This window comes from Achromobacter veterisilvae (genome assembly GCF_037619525.1).
GTDB classification, from domain to species: Bacteria; Pseudomonadota; Gammaproteobacteria; order Burkholderiales; family Burkholderiaceae_B; genus Achromobacter; species Achromobacter veterisilvae.
In genome coordinates this window covers 5155853-5176033 of record NZ_CP148753.1, presented here as the reverse complement: position 1 = coordinate 5176033, position 20181 = coordinate 5155853, and the positions used below count along the sequence as shown (strand labels likewise).

The following is a 20181-nucleotide window of genomic DNA, read 5'->3' as shown; positions in this document are numbered from 1 at the left end:
CGCCTGGGCGCCGGGTTTTTCTTCAGAGTATCTCGCGCTGTCCTCGAGCGCACCTAACCCGTCAAGCGGCGCTGCGCCGAAAACTCCTCGAAATTCGAGGAGTTTTTTTTGCGCGCGAATTCCTGGCGGGGAGCTCGTTTCCGCTAATTTTGTTTTTTTAATGTACTAAATTTTCTTAAAACCAAGGGTTAATACTGATAATTTACGAGGTATTTTCGTTCTATAAACACGTCATTGTATTTTTTATGTATTTATAGAAATGAAAATTGCGCTGTTGGGCTGCGGCGAGGTCGGATCCTGCTATGCACAGGCATGGGACGCCGCCGGGCATGCCGTGATCGGGATCTGCGAACTGCGGCAGGACGAGGAAATGGCCGGGCGGGCCCGGCGCCATGGCGCCGGACTGCACGCGGAGCCCGGCCCCTGGCTGCGCGAGGCGGATATCGTCGTGTCGGCCGTCTATGGCCACGCGGCGCGCGAGGTGGCGCAGCGGAGCTTTCCGCATATGCGCCAGGACGCGGTCTACGCCGACTTCACCACGGCCAGCGCGTCCGATATGCAGGCCGCCGCCGCCGCGGCGGCCGAGCGGAACATCGGTTTTACCGACGTCGCGATCATGGGGGCCATTGCCCTGCTGGCGGAGCGCACGCCATTGCTCTGCGCGGGGACCGGCACGGACGCGGTGCTGCGGCTTGCCGAGAGCGGCGGGGCGCCAGCGCGTGCCATACCTGGGGCGGCGGGCGATGCCGTGCGCCTGAAACTGCTGCGCAGCGTAATGACGAAGGGCATGGAAAGCCTGGCCGTCGAATGCCTGGTCGCGGCCGAGTCCATGGGCCTGCGGGCCTCCCTTTACGAAGTGCTGGCGGACATCGACCGGACGCCGCTGACGGCATTCATCGATTCGTTCGTGCGTTCGCACGTGCTGCATGCCCAGCGCCGGCTGGCCGAAGTCCGGGAGGCCCGGGAGCAACTGGTCCAGGCGGGACTGGAGCCCCTGGTTCTCGATGGCGTGGAGCGGCTTTTCGACCGGACCAGCCGGGGCATCGAGGCGGCGCGGGCGGACGGAGATTTCAACCTGCCGGATTCCGTCGAGGCGCGCCTGGCCTGGCTGACGCCATTGGCGCGCCAGCACTGAGCGCGCGCGCCGCGCCACGGCGCATTGAATTGCGTATCGAACCAAACAAAACCAACTGTGTGAGGAAGACAATGAAACGCTTGAAGACCCTTCTGGCCGCCACGCTCGTGCTGGGCTGCGCCGCCGCCAACGCGGCCGATATGGGCAACGCGCCCATCACGCTCATTTCACCTTTCCCGCCCGGGGGCGGCACCGACACGCTGACACGCATGATCGGAAGCGCGATCGGCCAGGACAAGGGCTGGAATATCGTGGTGGAGAACAAGCCTGGCGCGGGCGGCAACCTGGCGCTGGATGCCACCGCCCGCGCCCGGCCGGACGGACACACGCTGGTGATGGCCCAGACCGACAACATCGTGCTGAATCCGTGGCTCTACAACAAGCTCAGCTACGACACGTTCAAGGATTTCAAGCCGGTCGGCCCCGTGGCGACGTCGCCAAGCGTTTTCGTGGTTCTGCCCGACTCCCCCTATAAGACGATCGGCGACGTGGTCAAGGCCGCGCAGGCGCGTCCCGGCCTGGTTTCGCTGGGGATTCCCGGCATCGGCGGCACGGGCGATCTGACCGGCTACCTCTGGCGCAAGGCGGCGAACATCGAGTTGATGCACGTGCCTTACCGGGGCTGGGGCCAGGCGTTCCCGGACCTGGCCAGCGGCCGCATCGACATGTATGTGGGTTCCGTCGCTTCGCTGTTGCCGCAGATCCGCGGCGGCAAGGTCCGCGCGCTTGCCGTGGTCGCGAAGGGGCGGTCGCCCGCCTTGCCCGACGTTCCGACGTTCGCGGAAAACGGATTCCCGACGATCGACCAGTCGATCTGGTGGGGCTTGATGGCGCCTGCGAAGACGCCGGATGACGTGGTCGCCGCGCTGAACCAGGCGTTGCAGGAGGTCCAATCCCAGCCCGAATTGGTGAAGAAGCTGGAAGACGCGGGCTATAGCGTGCTCAAGGGCACGCCGGACGACCTGGCGCGGCAGCACCGATCGGACCACGACATCTTCGGCAAGGTCGTGCAGGAAGCCGGTATTCCCAAGCAGTAATGGCAAGAATCGCTATTTCCCCCAGGAGCAAAGATGATCGGCTTTGAGATCCATACGCGCACGCGCGCGGTGAGCAAGGAAACCGTGGACAAGTTCAGCGGCGTTCCGGTCGCCAACATCAGCGACTGCATGTCGCGCATGACGGCCGGCGGCGCGCGTTTGCAGCCCATGCACGATGGCCGTCCGCTTGCCGGCCCGGCGCTGACCGTGCGCACCCGCCCTGGCGACAATCTGCTGGTGCACAAGGCGCTGGATCTGGCGCGGCCCGGCGATGTGATCGTGGTGGATGCGGGCGGCGATCTGACCAACGCCATCATCGGCGAAATCATGACCAGCTATGCGCAATCGCGCGGCATCGCGGGCATCGTGATCAACGGCGCGATCCGCGACTGCGGCGCGATCCGCCGCGGCTCGTTTCCCGTCTATGCGGCCGGCGTGACCCACCGGGGGCCCTATAAGGACGGGCCCGGCGAGATCAATTGCGTCATCGCCCTGGACGGCATGACGATCGCGCCGGGGGATCTGATCCTGGGAGACGAAGACGGCCTGTTGTCGATCCCGTTCGAGCAAACGGAAGCGCTTTACCTGGCGGCTTCGTCCAAGCATGAGCTGGAAACGAAAATGCTGGCCGATATCGCGGCGGGCACGCTGGACACGTCCTGGGTCGACGCCAGGCTCAAGCTCCTGGGCTGCGTAGAGGCGAAGGCATGAGCCCGGCGGCGCGGTCCTTGGACAGGATGCGCGTCGTCCGGCTGGATCTCTGGATCGATCCGGTGTTCGACGCGAGCATCGAGCGCGACGAAGCCTTGAGTCTCGAGGTCCTGCCTGCGCGCGGCGGCGCGGTCACCGCGTCGGGGCTGGCCGGCGCGCAGGCCTATCACGTCAGCGCGGCCAAGGATGAAGTCCCCGCGCGCTGGTGGGTGTCGGAAAGCCTGCTGGCCCAGTGCCCGGAACTGCTTTGCGTTTCCTCGGGCGGCGCGGGCTACGACACCGTGGACGTCGCGGCCTGCACCCGGGCCGGGGTGGCTGTCGTGAATCAGGCCGGCGCCAATGCCGCGTCAGTGGCGGAAATGACCTTCGCCTTGCTGCTATCGCTGGTCAAGCGCCTGCGTGAATCCCAGGCCGCGCTGCAATCGGGAACCGCCGCGTCCCGGGAGGCCCTGATGGGCCGCGAGATCGAGGGGCGCGTGCTGGGTCTCGTGGGCATCGGCGAAATCGGGCGCAGGGTGGCCCGCGCGGCCGCGGGCTTCGGCATGCGGGTCATGGCATTCGATCCGCTGCTGTCGCCCGAGGAAATCCGCAGCCGGGGAGCCGAACCGGCCGGCTTCGCGGCGCTGCTCGAAGCGGCCGATGTGGTGAGCCTGCACTGTCCGTTGAACGACGATACGCGCGGCATGCTGGGGGCCGAGGCCTTCGGCGGGATGAAGCCCGGCGCGCTGTTTATCTCGACCGCCCGCGGCGGCATTCATGACGAGGGGGCGCTGCTTTCCGCCTTGCAGGCGGGGCGGCTGGCGGGCGCCGGCCTGGACGTCTGGAGCCAGGAGCCTCCATCGCCCGGGAACGGCCTGCTGCTGCGTTCCGACGTGGTGGCGGCCTACCACACCGGCGGCGTCACGCACGAAGGCCGGCGCAAGGTGGCGCAAGGGTCCGCCACCCAGATCGCCGAGATGCTGGCCGGCCGCCGTCCATCCCGGCTGCTGAATCCGGAGGTGTGGCCGCGGTTCCTGGAACGGCTCGCGCAACGCCAGCGTTGACGCCGCCGCCGTCGATTCCCGGGATACGCTTCCGGTATAGTTCGAGAACCCTGGTCTGGAGTCACGCGCCATCATGTCAAGCGCCCGCGATTACGTATATGGAGAGTTGCGCCGCCGGCTGATGGCGGGCTCTTTCATGCCGGGCGAACGGCTGCGCGAAGAGCACATCGCCGCCGAGCTTTCCGTCAGCCGCACGCCGGTGCGCAGCGCAATCGAGCGCCTGGTGACGGACGGCCTGGTCAAGCACGAGGGCCGGCGCGGCGCGGTGGTGCTGGGTTGGCAAGACCGGGACATCGATGAAGCGTTCGAGCTGCGCATGCTGCTCGAACCCTATTCCGCCAAGGCGGCGGCCGAACGGGCAAGCCCGGAGCAGATACTCGAACTCGAGCGCATCAACCAGTGCATGCTCGACGCGATCAACGACGACGCCGACGACAGCGTCGCGCGCGTGCAGCACTTCAATAACCAGTTCCACCACGCCTTGCTCGAGGCCGCGCAATCCGCCCGCGTGCGCTCCATGGTGGAAAGCCTGCTCGACATGCCCATCATCATCGGTTCGTTCTACTTCTACACCAAGGACGACATGCTGCGCAGCGTGGAGCATCACCGCCAGATCATCGCGGCGCTGCGCGCGCGCGACGCCGAGTGCGCCCAGATCGCAATGCGCTTCCACCTGGCTTCCACGCACCTGCTTTTCCGCAGCCACCGCAAATCAGGCCAATAGCGGGGCGCCGCCGGATGGGCGTTCCAGGCTATTCCTTCGCGGGGCCGGCCTCCGCCAGCGCCTGCTTGATGATGGCGCTGGCCGTCCAGCGCACCACCTCGGTGAGTTCGGGCAGTTCCAGCTTCCAGATGTCCTTCAAGACCAGGAATACCTCGGTGCCGTAGACCAGCGACAGGGCCTGGGCCACGCGGTCCTGCTGCGCGGGCGTGAGGTCGGCGGCCAGCGGCGCGATGGCGCGCTTCAGGATGTCGACCCGGTGGCCGCGCACCAGCCGCGGTTCGGCGCCCGCCTTGCCGGCGCTGGCTTCGGCGTGCTGCTGCAGGGACACCATGATGGCCGCGCGCAGCGGGGCTTCGTGCGATTCGAGCCGGGGATAGGCGAAGCGCAGCAGTTCGTCGACCCGCGCGGCGGCGTCTGGCGCGGCCGAGTCCCAGGCCAGGATGGGCCCCAGGCTTTCGTCCACCACGGCCGCGATCAGCGCGCTCTGGCTGGGGAAGTAGCGGTAGGCGGTGGCGCGCGAGACCCGGGCGTGTTCGGCGAGTTCGGCGACCGAGGGCGTGATGCCCTGCGCCATCAGCCGCTGCGCCGCGTCCAGCAGGGTCTTGCGCATGCGCGCCCGCGGCCCGTGCGGCGGTTCGCCGCTGGCCGCGGCCTGGGGGCTGGCGGGCGCGATGAGCCGCGCCGCGCCGGCGTTCGCCGGGGCGTCCTTGGCGGGGGATCGGGTTTGACGTGAGACAGGTGTCTCAGTATGATTCTTTCGTCTCATTTCTAGATTCTACAGGCCTTGCGGCCCCACATATCGAGGCGCGCACCGAGTGTAGCCGCCCGCGGAGGAGTCATGACGCATTCGAACCGGCGGGTCTACGTGGCCGCCACCTACGACACCAAGGGCCAGGAAGCCGAGTACGTGGTGGGCCTGCTCAAGCGGGACGGGCTGGACGCGGTGTCCGTGGACGTGTCCACGTCCGGCGCCGCCAGCGCGGCCCAGGTGCAGGCGCGCGAGGTGGCCGCGTGCCATCCCGAAGGCGCCGAGGCCGTTTTCACCGGCGACCGCGGCACGGCCATCGCCGCGATGGCGCAGGCCTTCGAACGCTATGCCGCCGGCAACCCCGCCATCGGCGCCTTGCTGGGCCTGGGCGGCTCGGGCGGCACTGCCCTGATCACTCCCGCCATGCGCGCGCTGCCCATCGGCACGCCCAAGCTGATGGTGTCCACGATGGCCTCGGGCAATGTCGCGCCCTACGTCGGCCCGTCGGATATCGCCATGATGTATTCCGTGACCGACGTCGCGGGCCTGAACCGCATTTCCCGCCGGGTGCTGGCCAACGCCGCCGGCGCCATCGGCGGGGCCTTCCGGCAGGCGGCCAGCGCCGTCGCGGACGACGGCCGGCCCGCCGTGGGGATCACCATGTTCGGGGTCACCACCGCCTGCGTGCAGCAGGTGGCGCCGCTGCTGGAGCCACGTTACGACTGCCTGGTGTTCCACGCCACGGGCACGGGCGGGCAGTCGATGGAAAAGCTGCTGGACAGCCGCTTGCTGGCCGGGGTGCTGGACCTGACCACCACCGAGGTCTGCGACTTTCTTTTCGGCGGCGTGCTGGCCTGCACCGAAGACCGCTTCGGCGCCGTGGCCCGCACGGGCGCGCCCTACGTGGGTTCCTGCGGCGCGCTGGACATGGTGAACTTCGGCGCCATGGACACCGTCCCGGAACGCTACCGGGGCCGCAAGTTCTACCCCCATAACCCGCAGGTGACGCTGATGCGCACCACCGCGGAAGAGAACGCCCGGCAGGGCGAGTGGATCGCCGCCAGGCTGAACCGCTGCCAGGGCCCGGTGCGCTTCCTGATACCCGAGGGCGGCGTGTCCGCGCTGGACGCGCCGGGGCAGGCATTCTGGGACCCGGAGGCCGACGCCGCGCTGTTCGGCGCGCTGGAGGCGAACCTGGTGCAGACGGCCGACCGCCGCCTGGTGCGCGTGCCTTGCCACATCAACGACCCGCTGTTCGCCCAGACCGCGGTCGAACATTATCTTGAAATCGCCACACACTGAGGATTGCCGCCATGCCGCGTTTTGACCGCAACGAGCTACTGGACAAGTTCCGCGCCATGGTGCGCGCGCGCACGCCCATCGTGGGCGGCGGCGCGGGCACGGGCCTGTCGGCCAAGTGCGAGGAAGCGGGCGGCATCGACCTGATCGTGATCTACAACTCCGGCCGCTACCGCATGGCGGGCCGCGGTTCGCTGGCCGGCCTGCTGGCCTATGGCAACGCCAACGAGATCGTGGTGGACATGGGCCGCGAAGTCCTGCCGGTGGTGAAGAAGACCCCCGTGCTGGCCGGCGTGAACGGCACCGATCCGTTCTGCGATTTCGACCTGTTCCTGGACGACCTGAAGCGCCAGGGCTTTGCCGGCGTGCAGAACTTCCCGACCGTGGGCCTCATCGACGGCACCTTCCGCGCCAACCTGGAAGAGACCGGCATGGGCTACGCGCTGGAAGTGGACATGATCCGCCTGGCGCACAAGAAGGGCATGCTGACCACGCCCTACGTGTTCAACGAGGACGACGCCGCGGCCATGGCGAAGGCGGGTGCGGACATCATCGTCGCCCACATGGGCCTGACCACCGGCGGCTCGATCGGCGCCGAGACCGCGCTGACGCTGGACGACTGCGTGGCCGCCATCGACCGCATCGCCGAGGCCGCGCTGGCCGTGCGCCCGGACGTCATCGTGCTGTGCCACGGCGGCCCCATCGCCACGCCCGAGGACGCCGCGCACGTGCTGCGCGCCTGCAAGCACTGCCACGGCTTCTACGGCGCCAGCTCGATGGAGCGCCTGCCCACCGAACAGGCCCTGACCGCGGCCACCCGAGAGTTCAAGAACCTGACCTTCTGAATCCGTTTTCCGCTGTTTCCCCTTTCCAGGGCCGCGCGCCCGCAGGAGTCCGTATGCCGCACACCGTACACGTCAGCGCCATCGTCCACGCCCCGCTTCAAGCGGTCTGGGCCCGGTTCCGGGACTTCGACGGCCTGGCCGGCTGGCATCCCGGCATCGCGCAGAGCCGGCTGGAAGAGGGCGGGCGGCACGACGCCGTGGGGTCGGTGCGGCACCTGACGCTCAAGCCTTCCGGCTTCGTCCGCGAACGCCTGCTGATGCTGGACGATCCCGGCACGGCGCTGCGCTATTCCATCATCGAGACCGACCTGCCCATGCGCGACTACGTCGCCGGCGTGTCGCTGCATCCCGTCACCGAAAGCGGCCACACGCTGGTGCAATGGTGGGCGGATTTTCGCGTCGAGGGCGCGGAACTGAGCGAGGTGGCGGACGCGGTGGGCAAGGGCGTGTTTGCTGCCGGCCTGGCTGCGTTGGATGAGAAGTTGCGAATGCCGGGTGTCTGATATCGGGGGTGTCAGACACGGTGCTTGGGGGTGTCAGACACCCGGAGGCGCCGAGGCAAGATGGCGTGCGTCTCGTACGGGTGTCAGACACGGTGCACGGTACATGGAAAAGGTGTCTGACACCCGTACGAGATGGCCTCGCAGACTGGCGTCCGTCTTCCCGGGTGTCAGACACCCACTTTCAATCAACGACCGCCCCTAGCTCTTCTGGCGCCCGCCCGCAACCCGCTTGCAGCCCGCCGGCAGTTCCGCCGTGCGCAGATAATCCCGGATCGCGGCGATCAGCGCCTCGGCGGCCGGGCTCAGGGGATACTCCTTGTGCCGGATGATGCAGACCGTGCGCAAGACGGTCGGGCGCGCCAATAGCGCATAGGCGAGCCCGGGCTCCAGCACCCGCTGGGCGGCCAGCGCCGGCAGCAGCGCCACGCCCAGCCCCGCCTTCACCAGCGCCGCCTGCGAGGTGGTGCTGGAAGCTTCGTAGAAGGGCGCGGCGGCCTCGATCGGGAGGTCCGCCCGGGCGCGCAGCAGCGCCATGATGCCGGTTTCGTCCACCACCCCCACCAGTTTGTGTCCGGCCAGCTCGGACCAGCGCATCGTGCCGTCGCGCGCGGCGCGCAGGCTGGCGTCGTCTTCCCGGTACAGCACGCCGAAGCGGTCTTCCAGCAGGGCGTCGAACTGTAGCCCCGGCGCGTCCGCCCAGCGGCTGGTCAGGCCGAAGTCCACTTCGCGCGCCGCGACCTTGCGCTGGATGCGGCCGGAGTTGTCGTCGCCGAGGTACAGGCGCACCCCGGGATACTGGGCGGCGTAGGCCGCGGCGGCGGGCGCGATGATCTGCGTGATGGCCGACGGCGCCGCCGCCACGCCCACGCGCCCGCGTTCCAGCGCGCCGAAGCGCACCACGTCCTCGATCGCGCCGTCGAAGTCCGCCAGCAGGCGCATCACGCGGGGCAGGAACTCCTCGCCCGCGGCCGTCAGCAATACGCGCCGGCTGGTGCGCGCGAACAGTTGGGTGGCCAGCGCTTCTTCAAGCTGCCGGACCAGGCCGGTCACCGACGACTGCGTCTGGAACAGGCGCTTGGCCGCATGCGTGAAGCTGGATTCCTGCGCCACCGCGACGAAGGCGGTCAGGTGCTTGAGGGTGACGTGCTTGGGCAGGCGATTCATTTCAAATCACGATAGATGGATCAACAAAAACGATTTTCCCAGATTGATCCGGCCGACGATACTACGCCCTTTCGGCATCCAGCGGCCCCGGCGCAACGTTCCGGGGCCCAATCAAGGCGGAAGGACATGGACACTCTGGACCTCATCATCGAAGGCGGCTGGGTCATCGACGGCCTGGGCGGCCCGCGGCGGCGCGCCGACGTGGGCGTGGCGGGCGAGCGCATCGCCGCCATCGGCGACCTGGCGGGCGTGGCGGCCGGGCGGCGCGTGGATGCCCGGGGCAAAATCGTGGCCCCCGGCTTCATCGACGTGCACGGCCACGACGATCTGATGTTCGTGGAACGGCCCGGCCTGGAATGGAAGACCAGCCAGGGCATTACCTCGGTCGTGGTGGGCAATTGCGGCGTCAGCGGCGCGCCCGCGCCGCTGCCCGGCAACACCGCCGCGGCGCTGGCCCTGCTGGGGGAAACGCCCCTCTTCGCCGACATGGACGCCTATTTCGGCGCGCTGCGCGGCCAGCGGCCCATGATCAACGTGGCGGCGCTGGTGGGGCATGCCAACCTGCGCCTGGCCGCCATGCGCGATCCGGCCGCCCAGCCCACGGCCCAGGAGCAGGACGCCATGCAGCGCATGCTGGACGACGCCCTGGCCGCGGGCGCGGTGGGGTTCAGCACCGGCCTGGCGTACCAGCCGGGCGGGGCGGCCCGGCCGCCGGAGCTGGAAGGGCTGGCGCGCGTGGCGGCGGCGCGCGGCGCGATGCACACCAGCCATATCCGCAACGAAGGCGACGAAGTCGAGGCCGCGGTCGACGAAGTGCTGTCCGTCGGCCGCAATACCGGCTGCGCGACCGTGCTGTCGCACCACAAATGCATGTTGCCGCGCAACTGGGGCAAGAGCCGCGCCACGCTGGCCAACATCGACCGCGCCCGCGGCGAGGGCGTGGACGTTGCGCTGGACATCTACCCGTACCCGGGCAGTTCCACCATCCTGATCCCGGAGCGCGCCGAGACCATCGACGATATCCGCATCACCTGGTCCACGCCGCATCCCGAATGCGGCGGCGAATACCTGAGCGACATCGCCGCGCGCTGGGGCTGCGACAAGACCACGGCGGCGCGCCGCCTGTGTCCCGCGGGCGCCATCTATTTCGCCATGGACGAGGCCGAGGTCCAGCGGATTTTCCAGCACGAGCGCTGCATGGTCGGCTCGGACGGGCTGCCCAACGACGCGCATCCGCATCCCCGCCTGTGGGGCAGCTTCACGCGCGTGCTGGGCCGCTACGTGCGCGAAGCCCAGTTGATGACGCTGGAGGCGGCGGTCGCCAAGATGACCGCCTTGCCGGCGCGCGTGTTCGGCCTGTCCGGACGAGGCCGGCTCGTGGAGGGCGCCTGGGCGGACATCGTGGTGTTCGACGCCGACACGGTCGAGGACCGCGCCACCTGGGAAGCGCCGACCCTGGCGTCGGCCGGCGTGGAGCACGTGCTGGTCAACGGCAGCCAGGTCCACCCGGCCGTCGCGGGCATGCCGCGCCCCGGCAAGATCCTGCGGCGCGAAACGATGGCGTCCGGCGTCGCCCGATAAAACATACCCCATCCCTACAGGAGACAAACACCATGATGCGCAAAACCTGCATCGCCCTGGCGCTGGCCGCCGTGCTGCCCGCCGCGCAGGCGGCCTTTCCCGACCATCCCATCACCCTGATCGTGCCGTTCCCCGCGGGCGGCCCGACCGACATCGTCGGCCGGCTGGCCGCGGCGAAGGCCGGCGAGATCCTGGGCCAGCAGATCGTGGTCGAGAACCGCACCGGCGCCTCGGGCACGATCGGCATGACGGCGACGGCCCGCGCCAAGCCCGACGGCTACACCGTGGGGTTGGCCACCGTCAGCACGCACGGCACGGCGCCGCACCTGTTTCCCAACCTGGCCTACGATCCGGTCAAGGATTTCACGCCCGTCAGCAACCTGGTCACCAGCCCCAACATCCTGAGCGTGAATCCGCAGTTCCCCGCCAGGAATCTGGCCGACTTCGTGGAGCACGTGCGCGCCAATCCGAACAAGGACGGCTACGCCAACGCGGGCGCGGGCGGCGTGAACGACCTGGGCATGATCTGGTTCCTGCAGATCATCGGCGGCAAGATGAACAGCATTTCGTACCGGGGCTCGGCGCCCGCGCTGACCGACACGGTGGGCGGCGTGGTGCCGGTGATCTTCGACAACTTCCCGTCTTCGCTGCCCTACCTGAAGAGCAATCACCTGCGCGCCCTGGCGATCACCGGCACCGAGCGCAACCCGCGCCTGCCGGACGTGCCGACGTTCGCCGAGCAGGGCTACAAGGACTACGACGTGACGGCGTGGTACGGCGTGGTGGGTCCGGCGGGCCTGCCGGCCGATGTGCGCGACAAGCTGGCCCAGGCCTTCGCCCAGGCGGTGCGCGATCCGGCGACCGCGGCCAAGATGGAAGAGACGGGCGCGTTTCCGCTGGGCAACACGCCCGCCGAATTCGGCGAGCAGATCCGCGCCGAGCGCGACCGCTGGAAGACGGTGATCGACCGCGCTCAGATCAAGCTGCAGTGACGCCGCGCGCTCAGTACACGTCGCGCCGGTAGCGGCCGTCGCGCTGCATGGCCTGCAGCCGCGCGTCGCCCAGGATGTCCTGCAGGGCGGCGTCCACGCCGCCGGCCATGCCCTGGAGGCTGCCGCAGACGTAGATGGCGGCGCCATCGTCCACCCAGGCGCGCACGGCGTCGGCCTGTTCGCGCAAGCGGTGCTGCACGTAGCGGCGCTCGGCCTGGTCGCGCGAGAAGACCGCGTCCACGCGTTCCAGGGTGCCGTCGCCGCGCCAGGCGGCGATGTCTTCCCGGCAGAACCAGTCGTGCGCGGCGTTGCGCTCGCCGAAGACCAGCCAGTTGCGCCGGTGGCCGGCGGCGCGGCGCGCCTTGATCAGGGCGCGCAGGCCGGCCAGGCCCGTGCCGTTGCCCACCAGGATCAGCGGCCGGGCGTCGGCCGGCGCGTGGAAATTGCGGTTGACGCGCACGCGCAGGTCTATCGGGTCGCCGGGCTGGGCGATGTGGGTCAGCCAGCCGCTGCCCACGCCCAGGGCGCCGTCCGCGCCGCGCATCTGGCGCACGAGCAATTGGATGGCGCCGTCCTCGGGCAGCGAGGCGATGGAGTATTCGCGGTGGGCGTGCAGCGGGCCGCCGGCTTCGCGCCGCGGGCCGATCTCGGCGATGTCGCCGGCCTGCCAGCCGCCGTCCGCGCCGGCCGGCGGCGTCAGCGTCAGGAGGTAGCAGGGGCCGCCCTGGCTGCCCGGATTGAGCCGCTCGCGGGAGGCCAGGCGCCAGGACTGGTACGCGGGCGCCTGCCAATCGGGCAGGTCGCTGCGTCCGGCCAGCAGCCCCAGGTGATGCTGCCAGTGCCGCAAGGCGGCCGGATCGCCGTTGTCGACCTCCACCAGGTCGAACAGCGGCGCGGCGCCCTGGGCGTGCAGCCATTCGTCCAGGCGATGGCCGAAGCCGCAGAACTGCGCGTATTCGCTGTCGCCCAGCGCCAGCACCGCGTATTGCGCGCCGCCCAGCGCGGGCGCGCCCGGCAGCATCTGGTCGGCGAAGGCCGCGGCGGCGTCGGGCGGATCGCCTTCGCCATAGGTGCTGACCACGAACAGCATGCGGCGATAGCCGGCCAGGCGCGCCGCGTCCAGTTGGTCGAACGCGGCGACGCGCACCGTCAGTCCGCCCGCGCGCAGGGATTCGGCGGTCTGCGCCGCCAGCGACTCGGCGTAGCCCGTCTGGGTCGCGTAGGCGACCAGCAAGGTGTCTTCGGGAATGGGGGCGTCCAGCGCCTGCCGCGCCAGCGCGTGCTGCGTTTCCTGGCGCATGGCGCGGCGCCGCGCCCACAGGCACAGCAGCAGCCACAGCCCCACCACGCACGCCGCCGCGATCAGCCGGGTCGGAGCCATGGTTTCAGCGGGGGAAGGCCCGCGCCTCGAACGCCGGGGTGGCGACGGCGCGGTAGGCCTCGGGTTCGCGCAGGATGAAGAGCGCGGCCAGATCGTGGCGGCAGGCATAGGCCAGCCCCTCGTCCGGACCCAGCACCGTCAGCGCCGTCGCCAGCGCGTCGGCCTGCATGCAGCCCGGATGCAGCACGGTGACCGAGGCGAGGTTGTTGCGCACCGGCCGGCCGCTGCGTGGGTCGATGGTGTGGGCGTAGCGTTCGGCGCCGCTGCCCGCGTGGCGCCGGTAATCGCCCGAGGTGGCGATACTGCATGCTTCCAGCGGCAGCGTCAGCGCATGGCCGTCGCTGGCGTCGGGCACTTCGACGGCGACGCGCCAGGGCTGGCCGTCGGGCCGCCTGCCGCGCGCGCGCAGTTCGCCGCCCACTTCCACCAGGTAGTCCGCGATGCCCAGCGCGTCGAGCGCCATCGCGGCGCGGTCCACGCCGTAGCCCTTTGCGATGGAGGACAGATCCAGATAGGTGCCGCCTTCCTGCCACACCGCCTGCCTCCCGGCGTCGAGCCGCAAGCGGCGCCAGCCGCAGCGCTCGCGCGCGGCCTCGATGGCGGCGGGCGAGGGCGGCTCGAACGCGCGCTGATGCGGGCCGAAGCCCCAGGCGTTCACCAGCGGGCCGACGGTGGGGTCGTAGGCGCCACCGGTATCCTCGGCCAGCGCCAGCGCGTGGCCCAGCACGTGGAAGAATGCGGCGGGAAGCGTTTGCCAGCCGGGGCCGGCCCGGTTGTAGCGCGTGATGTCGGAGTCCGCTTCCCAGGTGCTCATCTGGGCGACTACTTCGTCCAGCGCGGCCTGGATGGCCTGCCGCGCGGCCGCTTCCGCGCGCCCGGCGGGCAGGGCCATGCGCGCCGACCAGGTGGTGCCCATGGTGGCGCCGGCCAGCGCCGCCGGCCGGGCCGGCATGGCGCCATAGGCGACGCGGGGCGCGGGAACTGCCGCGCCGCGCGGGGCGTAGGAAGGGGGATTCGCCATCCGGCCGGGAGCGGCTTAGGGTTGCAGCACTTCGACCGTGCCCGCGTAGGACAGGCGGCGCTTCTTGGCCTGCGGCACGCTGACCTTGGCATCTTCCATGCCGGCCTCGATCCAGTACAGGCCGGGTTGCGGCCACTTCACCGAGAACTTGCCGTCCTTGTCGGTCTTCAGCTTGATTTCGCCGACCTTGTCGCGATAGCGGCTGCCGCCGGGAACGACGTTGACTTCCAGCTCGGCGGCGGGCTTGCCGTCCAGCAGCATCTGGAAGGTGGCGGGCTCGTCGGTGAACAGGTCGTTCGGGTGGGTGACGGGGGCCAGTTCCAGGCCGCGGCCGACCGGCTTGACGGCCGTCGGCTTGCCGGCGGTCACGAAGGTCTCGACGCGGCCCAGGCTCTGGGAGATTTCCAGTTCGTCGGCCTTGGCGGGCACGGCCTGCGCCAGGCCTTCGGCCTTGCCGAAGTAGCGCTTGTTCTTGCCGTCTTCCTTCCAGCGCGCGAACACGCCGTCGTTGACGACGGCCACGCGGTAGGTGCCGCTCTGCTTGAGCTGCAGGTCGAAGGTGCTGCGCAGCTTGCCGCGGTTGAGGTTTTCGGCTTCGGCGGGATTGCCGTCCGGCGCCGTTACGGCCAGGCCGTCCAGGCGCAGCGGGGCGTGGTTGAAATAGAACTTGTCGTTGCCGACGGCGGCGTCGACCGTGACCCAGCTATCGGTGCCGGACAGCACCGTCGAGGACGGCACGATCCAGACGTCATGCGCGTGGGCGGCAAAGGGCAGGCAAAGCGCCAGGGCGGCGGCCAGTTTGGCGGCGGATTTCATCGTTGCGCTCCTTGAGGGCATCAGGGTTTCAGGTCGAGCGCGATGGCGCCCAGTTCGTGTTCGCCGCGGGCGGTCAATTGCTCGGCCTTCTGCGGCGGCCATTGGAAGGGGATGCGCAGCAGCTCGCGGCCGCCGACTTCGCGCGCCGCCTCCACCACCACGGCGTACTGGCCGGGCTTGAGCTGCGACAGGGGCTTGCTGGCCGCGTCGAAGCTCAGCGCGTGCTTGCCCACGGGCTTGGTCGCGCCGCTCACGCCGTCCACCGGGAACTGCTGGTTGCGGCCGCTGCGGCGCCACCATTGGCGCATGTCCTTGAGCCACTCGGTGCCTTCGTTGTTCTTCTTGGCCACGTCGTACCAGACCGCCAGGTCGGCGGCGACGCTCTGGTCGGGGTTCTCGATCCAGATCGCCACGTAGGGGCGGTGGTATTCCGCGACGTCCAGGCGCGGCACCTCGATGGACAGGCCGATGTCGGCCGCGTGGGCCGTTCGGGCGATCAGGCCGGCCAGCAGGGCCGACAACAATAGCTTGCGCATGGAGGTCTCCAGGGCGGATCGATGGAATCAGTGAATGAAGAGCAGGGCCAGCACGACCGGGATCACGACGCCGAGCCCGACCATCGGCCAGGTCGCGCTGCGATTGCCCGCGTGCATCTTCAGCAGCACCAGCCCGGTCAGCGAAAAGACCAGACAGGCGGCGGCGAAGATGTCCAGGAACCAGCTCCAGGCCAGGCCGGTGTTGCGGCCCTTGTGCAGATCGTTCAGGTACGAGATCCAGCCGCGGTCGGTGCGTTCGTATTCGACGTCGCCGCTGGCCAGGTCGATGGACAGCCAGGCGTCGCCGCCGGCGCGCGGCAGCGACAGGTAGATCTCGTCGGGGGACCATTCGGCCGCCCTGCCGGCGGAAGCGGCGTCCAGCGTGTCGTCCAGCCAGCGCGCCACGGCGGCGGGCAGCGGCGCCTTTTTCTGCGCGGGCGGCGGGGACAATTGCGCCAGCTCGGCGGCGGGCAACTGGACCTGGCGGCTGGTCACCACCGCCTTGGCCTCGATGTGCGAGGCGTTGTTCAGGGTCAGCCCCGTCACCGCGAACAGCAGCATCCCCAACAGGCACAGCGCCGAACTGATCCAGTGCCATTGGTGCAGCGTCTTGAGCCAGTAGGCCCGGCGGCGAGGGGTGGGTTGACTGTCCATTGAGTATCGGGTGAAAGCCCGCGGATTCTAACATTTAATGAGAATGACTCTTATAAATGCCGCCGCCGGGCGCACAAGGAAATTTCAATCCATTTCGGGGCCGCTCCCCGGGGGCGGGGCAGGCCGGCGTGGCGCGCGCGCGCCGGCGGCGATAAGATAGGCCACCCGTTACAAACACCGGAGGTCGTCATGCTCGAACAGCAAGTCGCGGATCGCATCGGTCGTCATTGGGGGTGGGTGGCATTGCGCGGCGTCGTCGCCATCCTGTTCGGCCTCATGGCCATGTTCATGCCAGCCATCACGTTGTCCGCCCTGGTGCTGGTGTGGGGCGCCTTCGCGCTGGCCGATGGCGTGCTGGCGCTGGTCGCCGGCGTGCGCATCCGGGACGGCGGCAAGCCGCTGTGGGCGCTCATCGTCGTGGGCCTGCTGGGGATCGCGGCCGGCATCGTCACTTTTCTCTGGCCGGGCCTGACGGCCCTGATCCTGCTCTACATCATCGCGATCTGGGCGCTGGTGTCGGGCGTGTTCCAGATCATCGCCGCCATCCGCTTCCGCAAGGAAATCCGCAACGAATGGCTGCTCGGCCTGTCGGGGCTGGTATCCGTGCTGTTCGGCGGCATGCTCATCATGCAGCCCGGCGCGGGCGCGCTGGCGCTGGTCTGGGTCATCGGCATCTATGCCGTGTTCTTCGGCATACTGCTGCTGGTCTTTTCCTTCCGTCTGAGGCAGCACAACGCGGCCTAGTACCCGATGTCCGTCTATCAAACCCTGATTCCCCTGAACTTCCTGGCCGTGGGCCTGGGCGCCATGTTCGGCGCCTGGGCCCGCTGGCTGGTCGGCCTGTGGCTGAATGTGGAGGCCTGGCCCTGGGGCACCTTCGCGGTGAACCTGGCCGGCGGCTACCTGGTGGGGCTGGTGCTGGCGCTCGTGGCCGGGCATCCCGAGTGGCCGGCCTGGGTGCGGCTGGGCGCGGTCACGGGCTTTTTGGGCGGCTTGACCACGTTTTCGACGTTCTCGGCGGAAACGGTGTCCATGCTGGAGCGCGGCGCCTATGGCTCGGCGCTGAGCTACGCCGGCTTCAGCCTGGCGGGTTCGCTCGCGCTGACGGCGGCGGGCCTGGCCACCGCCAGCCTGCTGCGCTAGCCGCCGGCGGGCTTGCGGGCCGGCGCCGGGCAGGCGGCGGGCAGCCAGGTGGGTTGGCCGGACGTGTCGTGGGCCTGCATGTTCATGCGGTATTCATAGCGGTCGGGCCGGTACAGGGCATGCAGCCATTCGACCGGGCGGTCCGAGTCATCGCGCACGACGCGGTGCAGGCTGAGCAGGGCCGAACCCACCGGCACGTCGAGCAGCTCGGCGACGCCGGGTTCGGCAAGCACCGCCGAAATCGATTGCTCGGCACGCGCCACCCGCAAGCCCAGGTCGCGGAAAATGGCCAGCAGCGGTTTCGATCCGAGGTCTTTGCGGCGTATGCGCCGGCCGATGTCGCCGGGCACGAAGGTGGTCAGGTGCGAGAAGGGCTGGCCCTCGTGGCTGCGCACCCGCACCGCGCGCTGCACCGGGGCGCCGGCAGCCACTTCGAGGCGCGCCGCCACCAGCGGGGGCGCCGGCGCGGTATCGAGTTCCAGCAGGCGCACCTGGGTGTGCATGCCCATGCGGGCGAGGTGGGCCATCAGGGAATCGATGTCGGAACCGTTCTGCGGGGCCGACAACTGCGCCTGGCCGGCGGCATAGGTGCCGCGCCCCTGGCGGCGCCGGATCAGGCCGTCGGATTCCAGCAGATCGAGCGAACGCCGTATCGTCAGGCGCGATACGCCGTATTCGGCCGCCAGGGCGTTTTCGCCCGGCATGGCCGTGTCCTCGGCGAATCCGCCCGCCTGCAAGCGTTGCTTCAGCAGCAGATACACCTTGTGATAAAGAGGCAGCGGGCTTTCGGACACGGCGGGGGCTCCAGTCAGGGGAAAAATCAATCGACCGTGGCGCCGGTGAACTTGACGGTCTCGGCGTAGCGTTCGATGTCTTTGCGCACGAAGGCATCCAGTTCCTGCGGGCTGCTGCTGACCGCGCTGGCGGCTTCGCGCTCGAGCAATTGGCGGAACTCGGGCGTATCGACCGCCTTGCGCGCCGCGGCATTGAGCGCCGCGAGCGTCTTGGGCGGCAGCCTGGCCGGACCGAACAGGGCGAACCACGCGTTGGATTCGAAGCCCGTGATGGTATCGCCTATGGGCGGCACGCCGGGAAACTGGGGCAGCGCCTGCGGGCTGGTGACACCCAGCGCCCGCAGCGCGCCGCTCTTGATATGCGGCAGGGCATTGAGCGAACTGGCGAACATCATGTCCACCTGGCCGCCCAGCAGGTCGGTGATGGCGGGGGCCGTGCCCTTGTACGGCACGTTCAGGATGTCCAGGCCCGCCATCATCTTCATGCGTTCGCCGGCCATGTGCAACGACGAACCGATCGCGCCCAGCGCCATGGTGTACTTGCCGGGGCTGGCCTTCACCGCCGACACGAACTCCGGCATGGACCGGGCGGGGAAGTCCTTGCGCACGACCAGTACGCTGGGTACGTTGGCCAGCATGCTGATGGGCGTGAAATCGCGCACCGGGTCGAACGGCAGGCTGCGGTACAGGGAGGCGTTGATGGAAAAGCTGGTGAACGTGACCAGCAGGGTGCTGCCGTCGGCCTTGCTCTTGGCCACGTAGTCGGCGGCGATGTTGCCACCGGCGCCCGGCTTGTTCTCGACCAGCACGGTGCGGGAGAGGTCCTGCGATATGTGCTGGGCGATGCTGCGCGCCACGGTATCGGTGGTGCCGCCCGGCGGCGCGCCCACGACCAGCTTGATGGCGTCACTCTGCGCCAGGGCGGGGGCCAGCGGCAATGCCAGCGCGCCCCACAGCGCGAAGCCCGCGCCGATGCGATGCAGTCCCTGCATGATTTGTCTCCTGATATGTTGTATTGATGACAATACAAGTATATTGAGGCCGGCCCCTGGACGCCAGGTCTTCCGGACGGGACGCTAGCGCGAGGGACGCTCGAGCGCCGCCTGCGCCTTGGCGTATTCCACGACGGCGATGTCGCGAAAGGCCTGGATCAGCGCCAGCCGCGGCGACACGCGCGACCAGATCAGGCCGAAACGGCGGGGTTCGCAGTGGGCCGGCAGCGGCAGCGTCAGCAGGCCCAGGCGTTCAATCGCGCCGTTGGTCGAGCGGGGCAGGATGGCGACGCCGAGGTCCCGGCTCACCATGACCGCGATCGACTCGATCGCGTTCAGTTCGAAGCGTTCGCGCGGCGTGATGCCGGCGCGCCGCAGATAGTCTTCGACGTGGCGCCCGCTCCAGTCGTTGCGCTGGTAGCGGATGAACGGCTCCGCGGTCAGCAGGTTGTGCGGGTGCCGGCCCGCGTGGCGCGGAGCCGCCGCCAGCACATAGGGTTCCTCGCGCAGCAACTGCCAGCCCAGGCTCTTGGAGAGGGGATAGGGCGCCTCCAGCGCGATGGCGGCGTCGAGTTCGCCGCTTTCGATGGCGGGATAGAAGCGCGCCGAGTGTCCGGGCTGGATTTCCACGCTGATCAGCGGATGGCGCCTGACCAGGTGTTCCAGGATGGCCGGCACCATGGAGTTCAGCGCCGTGTTGCCGGCGCCCAGCCGAAGCTCGCCCATCATTTCATCGGACCTGGCCAGATAGCGGATCTTCTCGATGCGCTCCAGGACCTCGCGCATCGGTCCGATCAGTTCGATCGCCTTGGCGGTCAGGTGCACCGTGCGGCCGGCGCGCGCGACCAGCGGCACCCCGAGTTCCTGTTCCAGCTTGCGCACCTGCTGCGCGACGGCGCCATGCGTGAGCCCGAGGCGGCGGGCGGCCTCGGCCATGGAGCCGTGCTGGGCCACGGCGGCCAGCGTGCGCAGGAAGTCGGTGTTCATGATGATAGATATTCTATCTTCTTATCATATCCCGGCTTTCCCCTGACGCGATCCGGCGGGATCACAATGCGTTCA

The 20181-nt window shown here is 69.2% G+C and carries 22 protein-coding genes; 12 read left to right on the top strand and 10 right to left on the bottom strand.

The window, feature by feature from the left end:
- Nucleotides 1-259: 259 nt before the first annotated feature.
- The 5 genes from WHX56_RS23965 to WHX56_RS23945 all read left to right on the top strand — a co-directional run bounded on the left by WHX56_RS23965 (nucleotide 260) and on the right by WHX56_RS23945 (nucleotide 4650).
- Nucleotides 260-1135 carry an NAD(P)-dependent oxidoreductase gene (locus WHX56_RS23965; protein WP_338879186.1) on the top strand — a complete coding sequence of 292 codons (876 nt, stop codon included), beginning with the start codon at nucleotides 260-262 and terminating at the stop codon, nucleotides 1133-1135.
- A gap of 71 nt (nucleotides 1136-1206) precedes the next feature.
- Complete coding sequence (locus WHX56_RS23960) at nucleotides 1207-2172, top strand: Bug family tripartite tricarboxylate transporter substrate binding protein (RefSeq protein WP_129239335.1); 966 nt, start codon at nucleotides 1207-1209, stop codon at nucleotides 2170-2172.
- 33 nt (nucleotides 2173-2205) lie between these two features.
- Nucleotides 2206-2883 (top strand): RraA family protein, encoded by a 678-nt coding sequence (locus WHX56_RS23955; RefSeq protein WP_287755038.1) that lies wholly within the window; start codon nucleotides 2206-2208, stop codon nucleotides 2881-2883.
- A 26-nt stretch (nucleotides 2884-2909) separates the two neighbouring features.
- On the top strand, nucleotides 2910-3926 hold the full coding sequence (locus WHX56_RS23950; RefSeq protein ID WP_338881829.1) for a hydroxyacid dehydrogenase: 1017 nt from the start codon (nucleotides 2910-2912) through the stop codon (nucleotides 3924-3926).
- A 73-nt stretch (nucleotides 3927-3999) separates the two neighbouring features.
- Nucleotides 4000-4650 carry a GntR family transcriptional regulator gene (locus WHX56_RS23945; RefSeq protein WP_287755039.1) on the top strand — a complete coding sequence of 217 codons (651 nt, stop codon included), beginning with the start codon at nucleotides 4000-4002 and terminating at the stop codon, nucleotides 4648-4650.
- Between the two features lie 28 nt (nucleotides 4651-4678).
- Here WHX56_RS23945 and WHX56_RS23940 read toward each other — a convergent pair whose 3' ends face one another.
- Nucleotides 4679-5260, bottom strand: coding sequence for a TetR/AcrR family transcriptional regulator (locus WHX56_RS23940; protein WP_287755040.1), 582 nt, complete (start codon nucleotides 5258-5260; stop codon nucleotides 4679-4681).
- A gap of 228 nt (nucleotides 5261-5488) precedes the next feature.
- Here WHX56_RS23940 and WHX56_RS23935 point away from each other — a divergent pair, with 228 nt between their 5' ends.
- Genes WHX56_RS23935 through WHX56_RS23925 form a run of 3 tightly spaced genes read left to right on the top strand, consistent with a single transcriptional unit; the run spans nucleotide 5489 to nucleotide 8045 of the window.
- The gene (locus tag WHX56_RS23935) at nucleotides 5489-6700 is read left to right on the top strand and encodes a Tm-1-like ATP-binding domain-containing protein (protein WP_287755041.1); all 1212 of its coding nucleotides are present in this window, start codon (nucleotides 5489-5491) and stop codon (nucleotides 6698-6700) included.
- 11 nt (nucleotides 6701-6711) lie between these two features.
- Complete coding sequence (locus tag WHX56_RS23930) at nucleotides 6712-7542, top strand: phosphoenolpyruvate hydrolase family protein (protein WP_287755043.1); 831 nt, start codon at nucleotides 6712-6714, stop codon at nucleotides 7540-7542.
- Nucleotides 7543-7595: 53 nt separating this feature from the next.
- Nucleotides 7596-8045 carry an SRPBCC family protein gene (locus WHX56_RS23925; protein WP_338879185.1) on the top strand — a complete coding sequence of 150 codons (450 nt, stop codon included), beginning with the start codon at nucleotides 7596-7598 and terminating at the stop codon, nucleotides 8043-8045.
- A gap of 198 nt (nucleotides 8046-8243) precedes the next feature.
- Here WHX56_RS23925 and WHX56_RS23920 read toward each other — a convergent pair whose 3' ends face one another.
- On the bottom strand, nucleotides 8244-9209 hold the full coding sequence (locus tag WHX56_RS23920; protein WP_338879184.1) for a LysR family transcriptional regulator: 966 nt from the start codon (nucleotides 9207-9209) through the stop codon (nucleotides 8244-8246).
- 126 nt (nucleotides 9210-9335) lie between these two features.
- On the opposite strand from WHX56_RS23920, the gene WHX56_RS23915 reads away from it, so the two are divergent.
- Both WHX56_RS23915 and WHX56_RS23910 read left to right on the top strand, forming a co-directional pair.
- On the top strand, nucleotides 9336-10790 hold the full coding sequence (locus WHX56_RS23915; RefSeq protein WP_338879183.1) for a D-aminoacylase: 1455 nt from the start codon (nucleotides 9336-9338) through the stop codon (nucleotides 10788-10790).
- 32 nt (nucleotides 10791-10822) lie between these two features.
- On the top strand, nucleotides 10823-11782 hold the full coding sequence (locus WHX56_RS23910; protein WP_165360066.1) for a tripartite tricarboxylate transporter substrate binding protein BugE: 960 nt from the start codon (nucleotides 10823-10825) through the stop codon (nucleotides 11780-11782).
- A 10-nt stretch (nucleotides 11783-11792) separates the two neighbouring features.
- Here WHX56_RS23910 and WHX56_RS23905 read toward each other — a convergent pair whose 3' ends face one another.
- From WHX56_RS23905 to WHX56_RS23885, 5 genes are read right to left on the bottom strand one after another with little or no spacing between them, the layout of a single operon-like run.
- Entirely contained in the window at nucleotides 11793-13163 is a 1371-nt protein-coding gene (locus WHX56_RS23905; protein ID WP_338879182.1) for a sulfite reductase subunit alpha, read from the bottom strand.
- 4 nt (nucleotides 13164-13167) lie between these two features.
- A complete protein-coding gene (locus tag WHX56_RS23900) occupies nucleotides 13168-14184 on the bottom strand; it encodes an FAD:protein FMN transferase (RefSeq protein ID WP_338879181.1) in 1017 nt (338 codons plus the stop codon).
- Nucleotides 14185-14199: 15 nt separating this feature from the next.
- A complete protein-coding gene (locus tag WHX56_RS23895) occupies nucleotides 14200-15000 on the bottom strand; it encodes a DUF4198 domain-containing protein (protein ID WP_129239346.1) in 801 nt (266 codons plus the stop codon).
- Nucleotides 15001-15020: 20 nt separating this feature from the next.
- Nucleotides 15021-15536, bottom strand: coding sequence for a DUF2271 domain-containing protein (locus WHX56_RS23890; protein ID WP_129239347.1), 516 nt, complete (start codon nucleotides 15534-15536; stop codon nucleotides 15021-15023).
- Nucleotides 15537-15563: 27 nt separating this feature from the next.
- Nucleotides 15564-16190 carry a PepSY-associated TM helix domain-containing protein gene (locus WHX56_RS23885; RefSeq protein WP_129239348.1) on the bottom strand — a complete coding sequence of 209 codons (627 nt, stop codon included), beginning with the start codon at nucleotides 16188-16190 and terminating at the stop codon, nucleotides 15564-15566.
- Nucleotides 16191-16379: 189 nt separating this feature from the next.
- On the opposite strand from WHX56_RS23885, the gene WHX56_RS23880 reads away from it, so the two are divergent.
- The gene (locus WHX56_RS23880) at nucleotides 16380-16934 is read left to right on the top strand and encodes an HdeD family acid-resistance protein (RefSeq protein WP_129239349.1); all 555 of its coding nucleotides are present in this window, start codon (nucleotides 16380-16382) and stop codon (nucleotides 16932-16934) included.
- Between the two features lie 6 nt (nucleotides 16935-16940).
- Nucleotides 16941-17333 carry a fluoride efflux transporter CrcB gene (gene crcB, locus WHX56_RS23875; protein ID WP_129239350.1) on the top strand — a complete coding sequence of 131 codons (393 nt, stop codon included), beginning with the start codon at nucleotides 16941-16943 and terminating at the stop codon, nucleotides 17331-17333.
- On the opposite strand, the gene WHX56_RS23870 is transcribed toward crcB, so the two are convergent.
- The 3 genes from WHX56_RS23870 to WHX56_RS23860 all read right to left on the bottom strand — a co-directional run bounded on the left by WHX56_RS23870 (nucleotide 17330) and on the right by WHX56_RS23860 (nucleotide 20106).
- Entirely contained in the window at nucleotides 17330-18127 is a 798-nt protein-coding gene (locus tag WHX56_RS23870) for a GntR family transcriptional regulator (protein ID WP_338879180.1), read from the bottom strand. The two genes, crcB and WHX56_RS23870, sit on opposite strands and share 4 nt — an antisense overlap.
- A gap of 26 nt (nucleotides 18128-18153) precedes the next feature.
- On the bottom strand, nucleotides 18154-19119 hold the full coding sequence (locus tag WHX56_RS23865; RefSeq protein ID WP_338879179.1) for a tripartite tricarboxylate transporter substrate binding protein: 966 nt from the start codon (nucleotides 19117-19119) through the stop codon (nucleotides 18154-18156).
- 84 nt (nucleotides 19120-19203) lie between these two features.
- Nucleotides 19204-20106, bottom strand: a complete 903-nt coding sequence (locus WHX56_RS23860) for a LysR family transcriptional regulator (RefSeq protein ID WP_338879178.1) — start codon at nucleotides 20104-20106, stop codon at nucleotides 19204-19206.
- Between the last annotated feature and the right edge of the window lie 75 nt (nucleotides 20107-20181).

Bases quoted from the DNA above. Each gene is read 5' to 3' on its own strand.
- WHX56_RS23965 (WP_338879186.1), top strand. From the start codon at position 260: ATGAAAATTGCGCTGTTGGGCTGCGGCGAGGTCGGATCCTGCTATGCA.
- WHX56_RS23960 (WP_129239335.1), top strand. From the start codon at position 1,207: ATGAAACGCTTGAAGACCCTTCTGGCCGCCACGCTCGTGCTGGGCTGC.
- WHX56_RS23955 (WP_287755038.1), top strand. From the start codon at position 2,206: ATGATCGGCTTTGAGATCCATACGCGCACGCGCGCGGTGAGCAAGGAA.
- WHX56_RS23950 (WP_338881829.1), top strand. From the start codon at position 2,910: ATGCGCGTCGTCCGGCTGGATCTCTGGATCGATCCGGTGTTCGACGCG.
- WHX56_RS23945 (WP_287755039.1), top strand. From the start codon at position 4,000: ATGTCAAGCGCCCGCGATTACGTATATGGAGAGTTGCGCCGCCGGCTG.
- WHX56_RS23940 (WP_287755040.1), bottom strand. From the start codon at position 5,260: ATGCGCAAGACCCTGCTGGACGCGGCGCAGCGGCTGATGGCGCAGGGC.
- WHX56_RS23935 (WP_287755041.1), top strand. From the start codon at position 5,489: ATGACGCATTCGAACCGGCGGGTCTACGTGGCCGCCACCTACGACACC.
- WHX56_RS23930 (WP_287755043.1), top strand. From the start codon at position 6,712: ATGCCGCGTTTTGACCGCAACGAGCTACTGGACAAGTTCCGCGCCATG.
- WHX56_RS23925 (WP_338879185.1), top strand. From the start codon at position 7,596: ATGCCGCACACCGTACACGTCAGCGCCATCGTCCACGCCCCGCTTCAA.
- WHX56_RS23920 (WP_338879184.1), bottom strand. From the start codon at position 9,209: ATGAATCGCCTGCCCAAGCACGTCACCCTCAAGCACCTGACCGCCTTC.
- WHX56_RS23915 (WP_338879183.1), top strand. From the start codon at position 9,336: ATGGACACTCTGGACCTCATCATCGAAGGCGGCTGGGTCATCGACGGC.
- WHX56_RS23910 (WP_165360066.1), top strand. From the start codon at position 10,823: ATGATGCGCAAAACCTGCATCGCCCTGGCGCTGGCCGCCGTGCTGCCC.
- WHX56_RS23905 (WP_338879182.1), bottom strand. From the start codon at position 13,163: ATGGCTCCGACCCGGCTGATCGCGGCGGCGTGCGTGGTGGGGCTGTGG.
- WHX56_RS23900 (WP_338879181.1), bottom strand. From the start codon at position 14,184: ATGGCGAATCCCCCTTCCTACGCCCCGCGCGGCGCGGCAGTTCCCGCG.
- WHX56_RS23895 (WP_129239346.1), bottom strand. From the start codon at position 15,000: ATGAAATCCGCCGCCAAACTGGCCGCCGCCCTGGCGCTTTGCCTGCCC.
- WHX56_RS23890 (WP_129239347.1), bottom strand. From the start codon at position 15,536: ATGCGCAAGCTATTGTTGTCGGCCCTGCTGGCCGGCCTGATCGCCCGA.
- WHX56_RS23885 (WP_129239348.1), bottom strand. From the start codon at position 16,190: ATGGACAGTCAACCCACCCCTCGCCGCCGGGCCTACTGGCTCAAGACG.
- WHX56_RS23880 (WP_129239349.1), top strand. From the start codon at position 16,380: ATGCTCGAACAGCAAGTCGCGGATCGCATCGGTCGTCATTGGGGGTGG.
- crcB (WP_129239350.1), top strand. From the start codon at position 16,941: ATGTCCGTCTATCAAACCCTGATTCCCCTGAACTTCCTGGCCGTGGGC.
- WHX56_RS23865 (WP_338879179.1), bottom strand. From the start codon at position 19,119: ATGCAGGGACTGCATCGCATCGGCGCGGGCTTCGCGCTGTGGGGCGCG.
- WHX56_RS23860 (WP_338879178.1), bottom strand. From the start codon at position 20,106: ATGAACACCGACTTCCTGCGCACGCTGGCCGCCGTGGCCCAGCACGGC.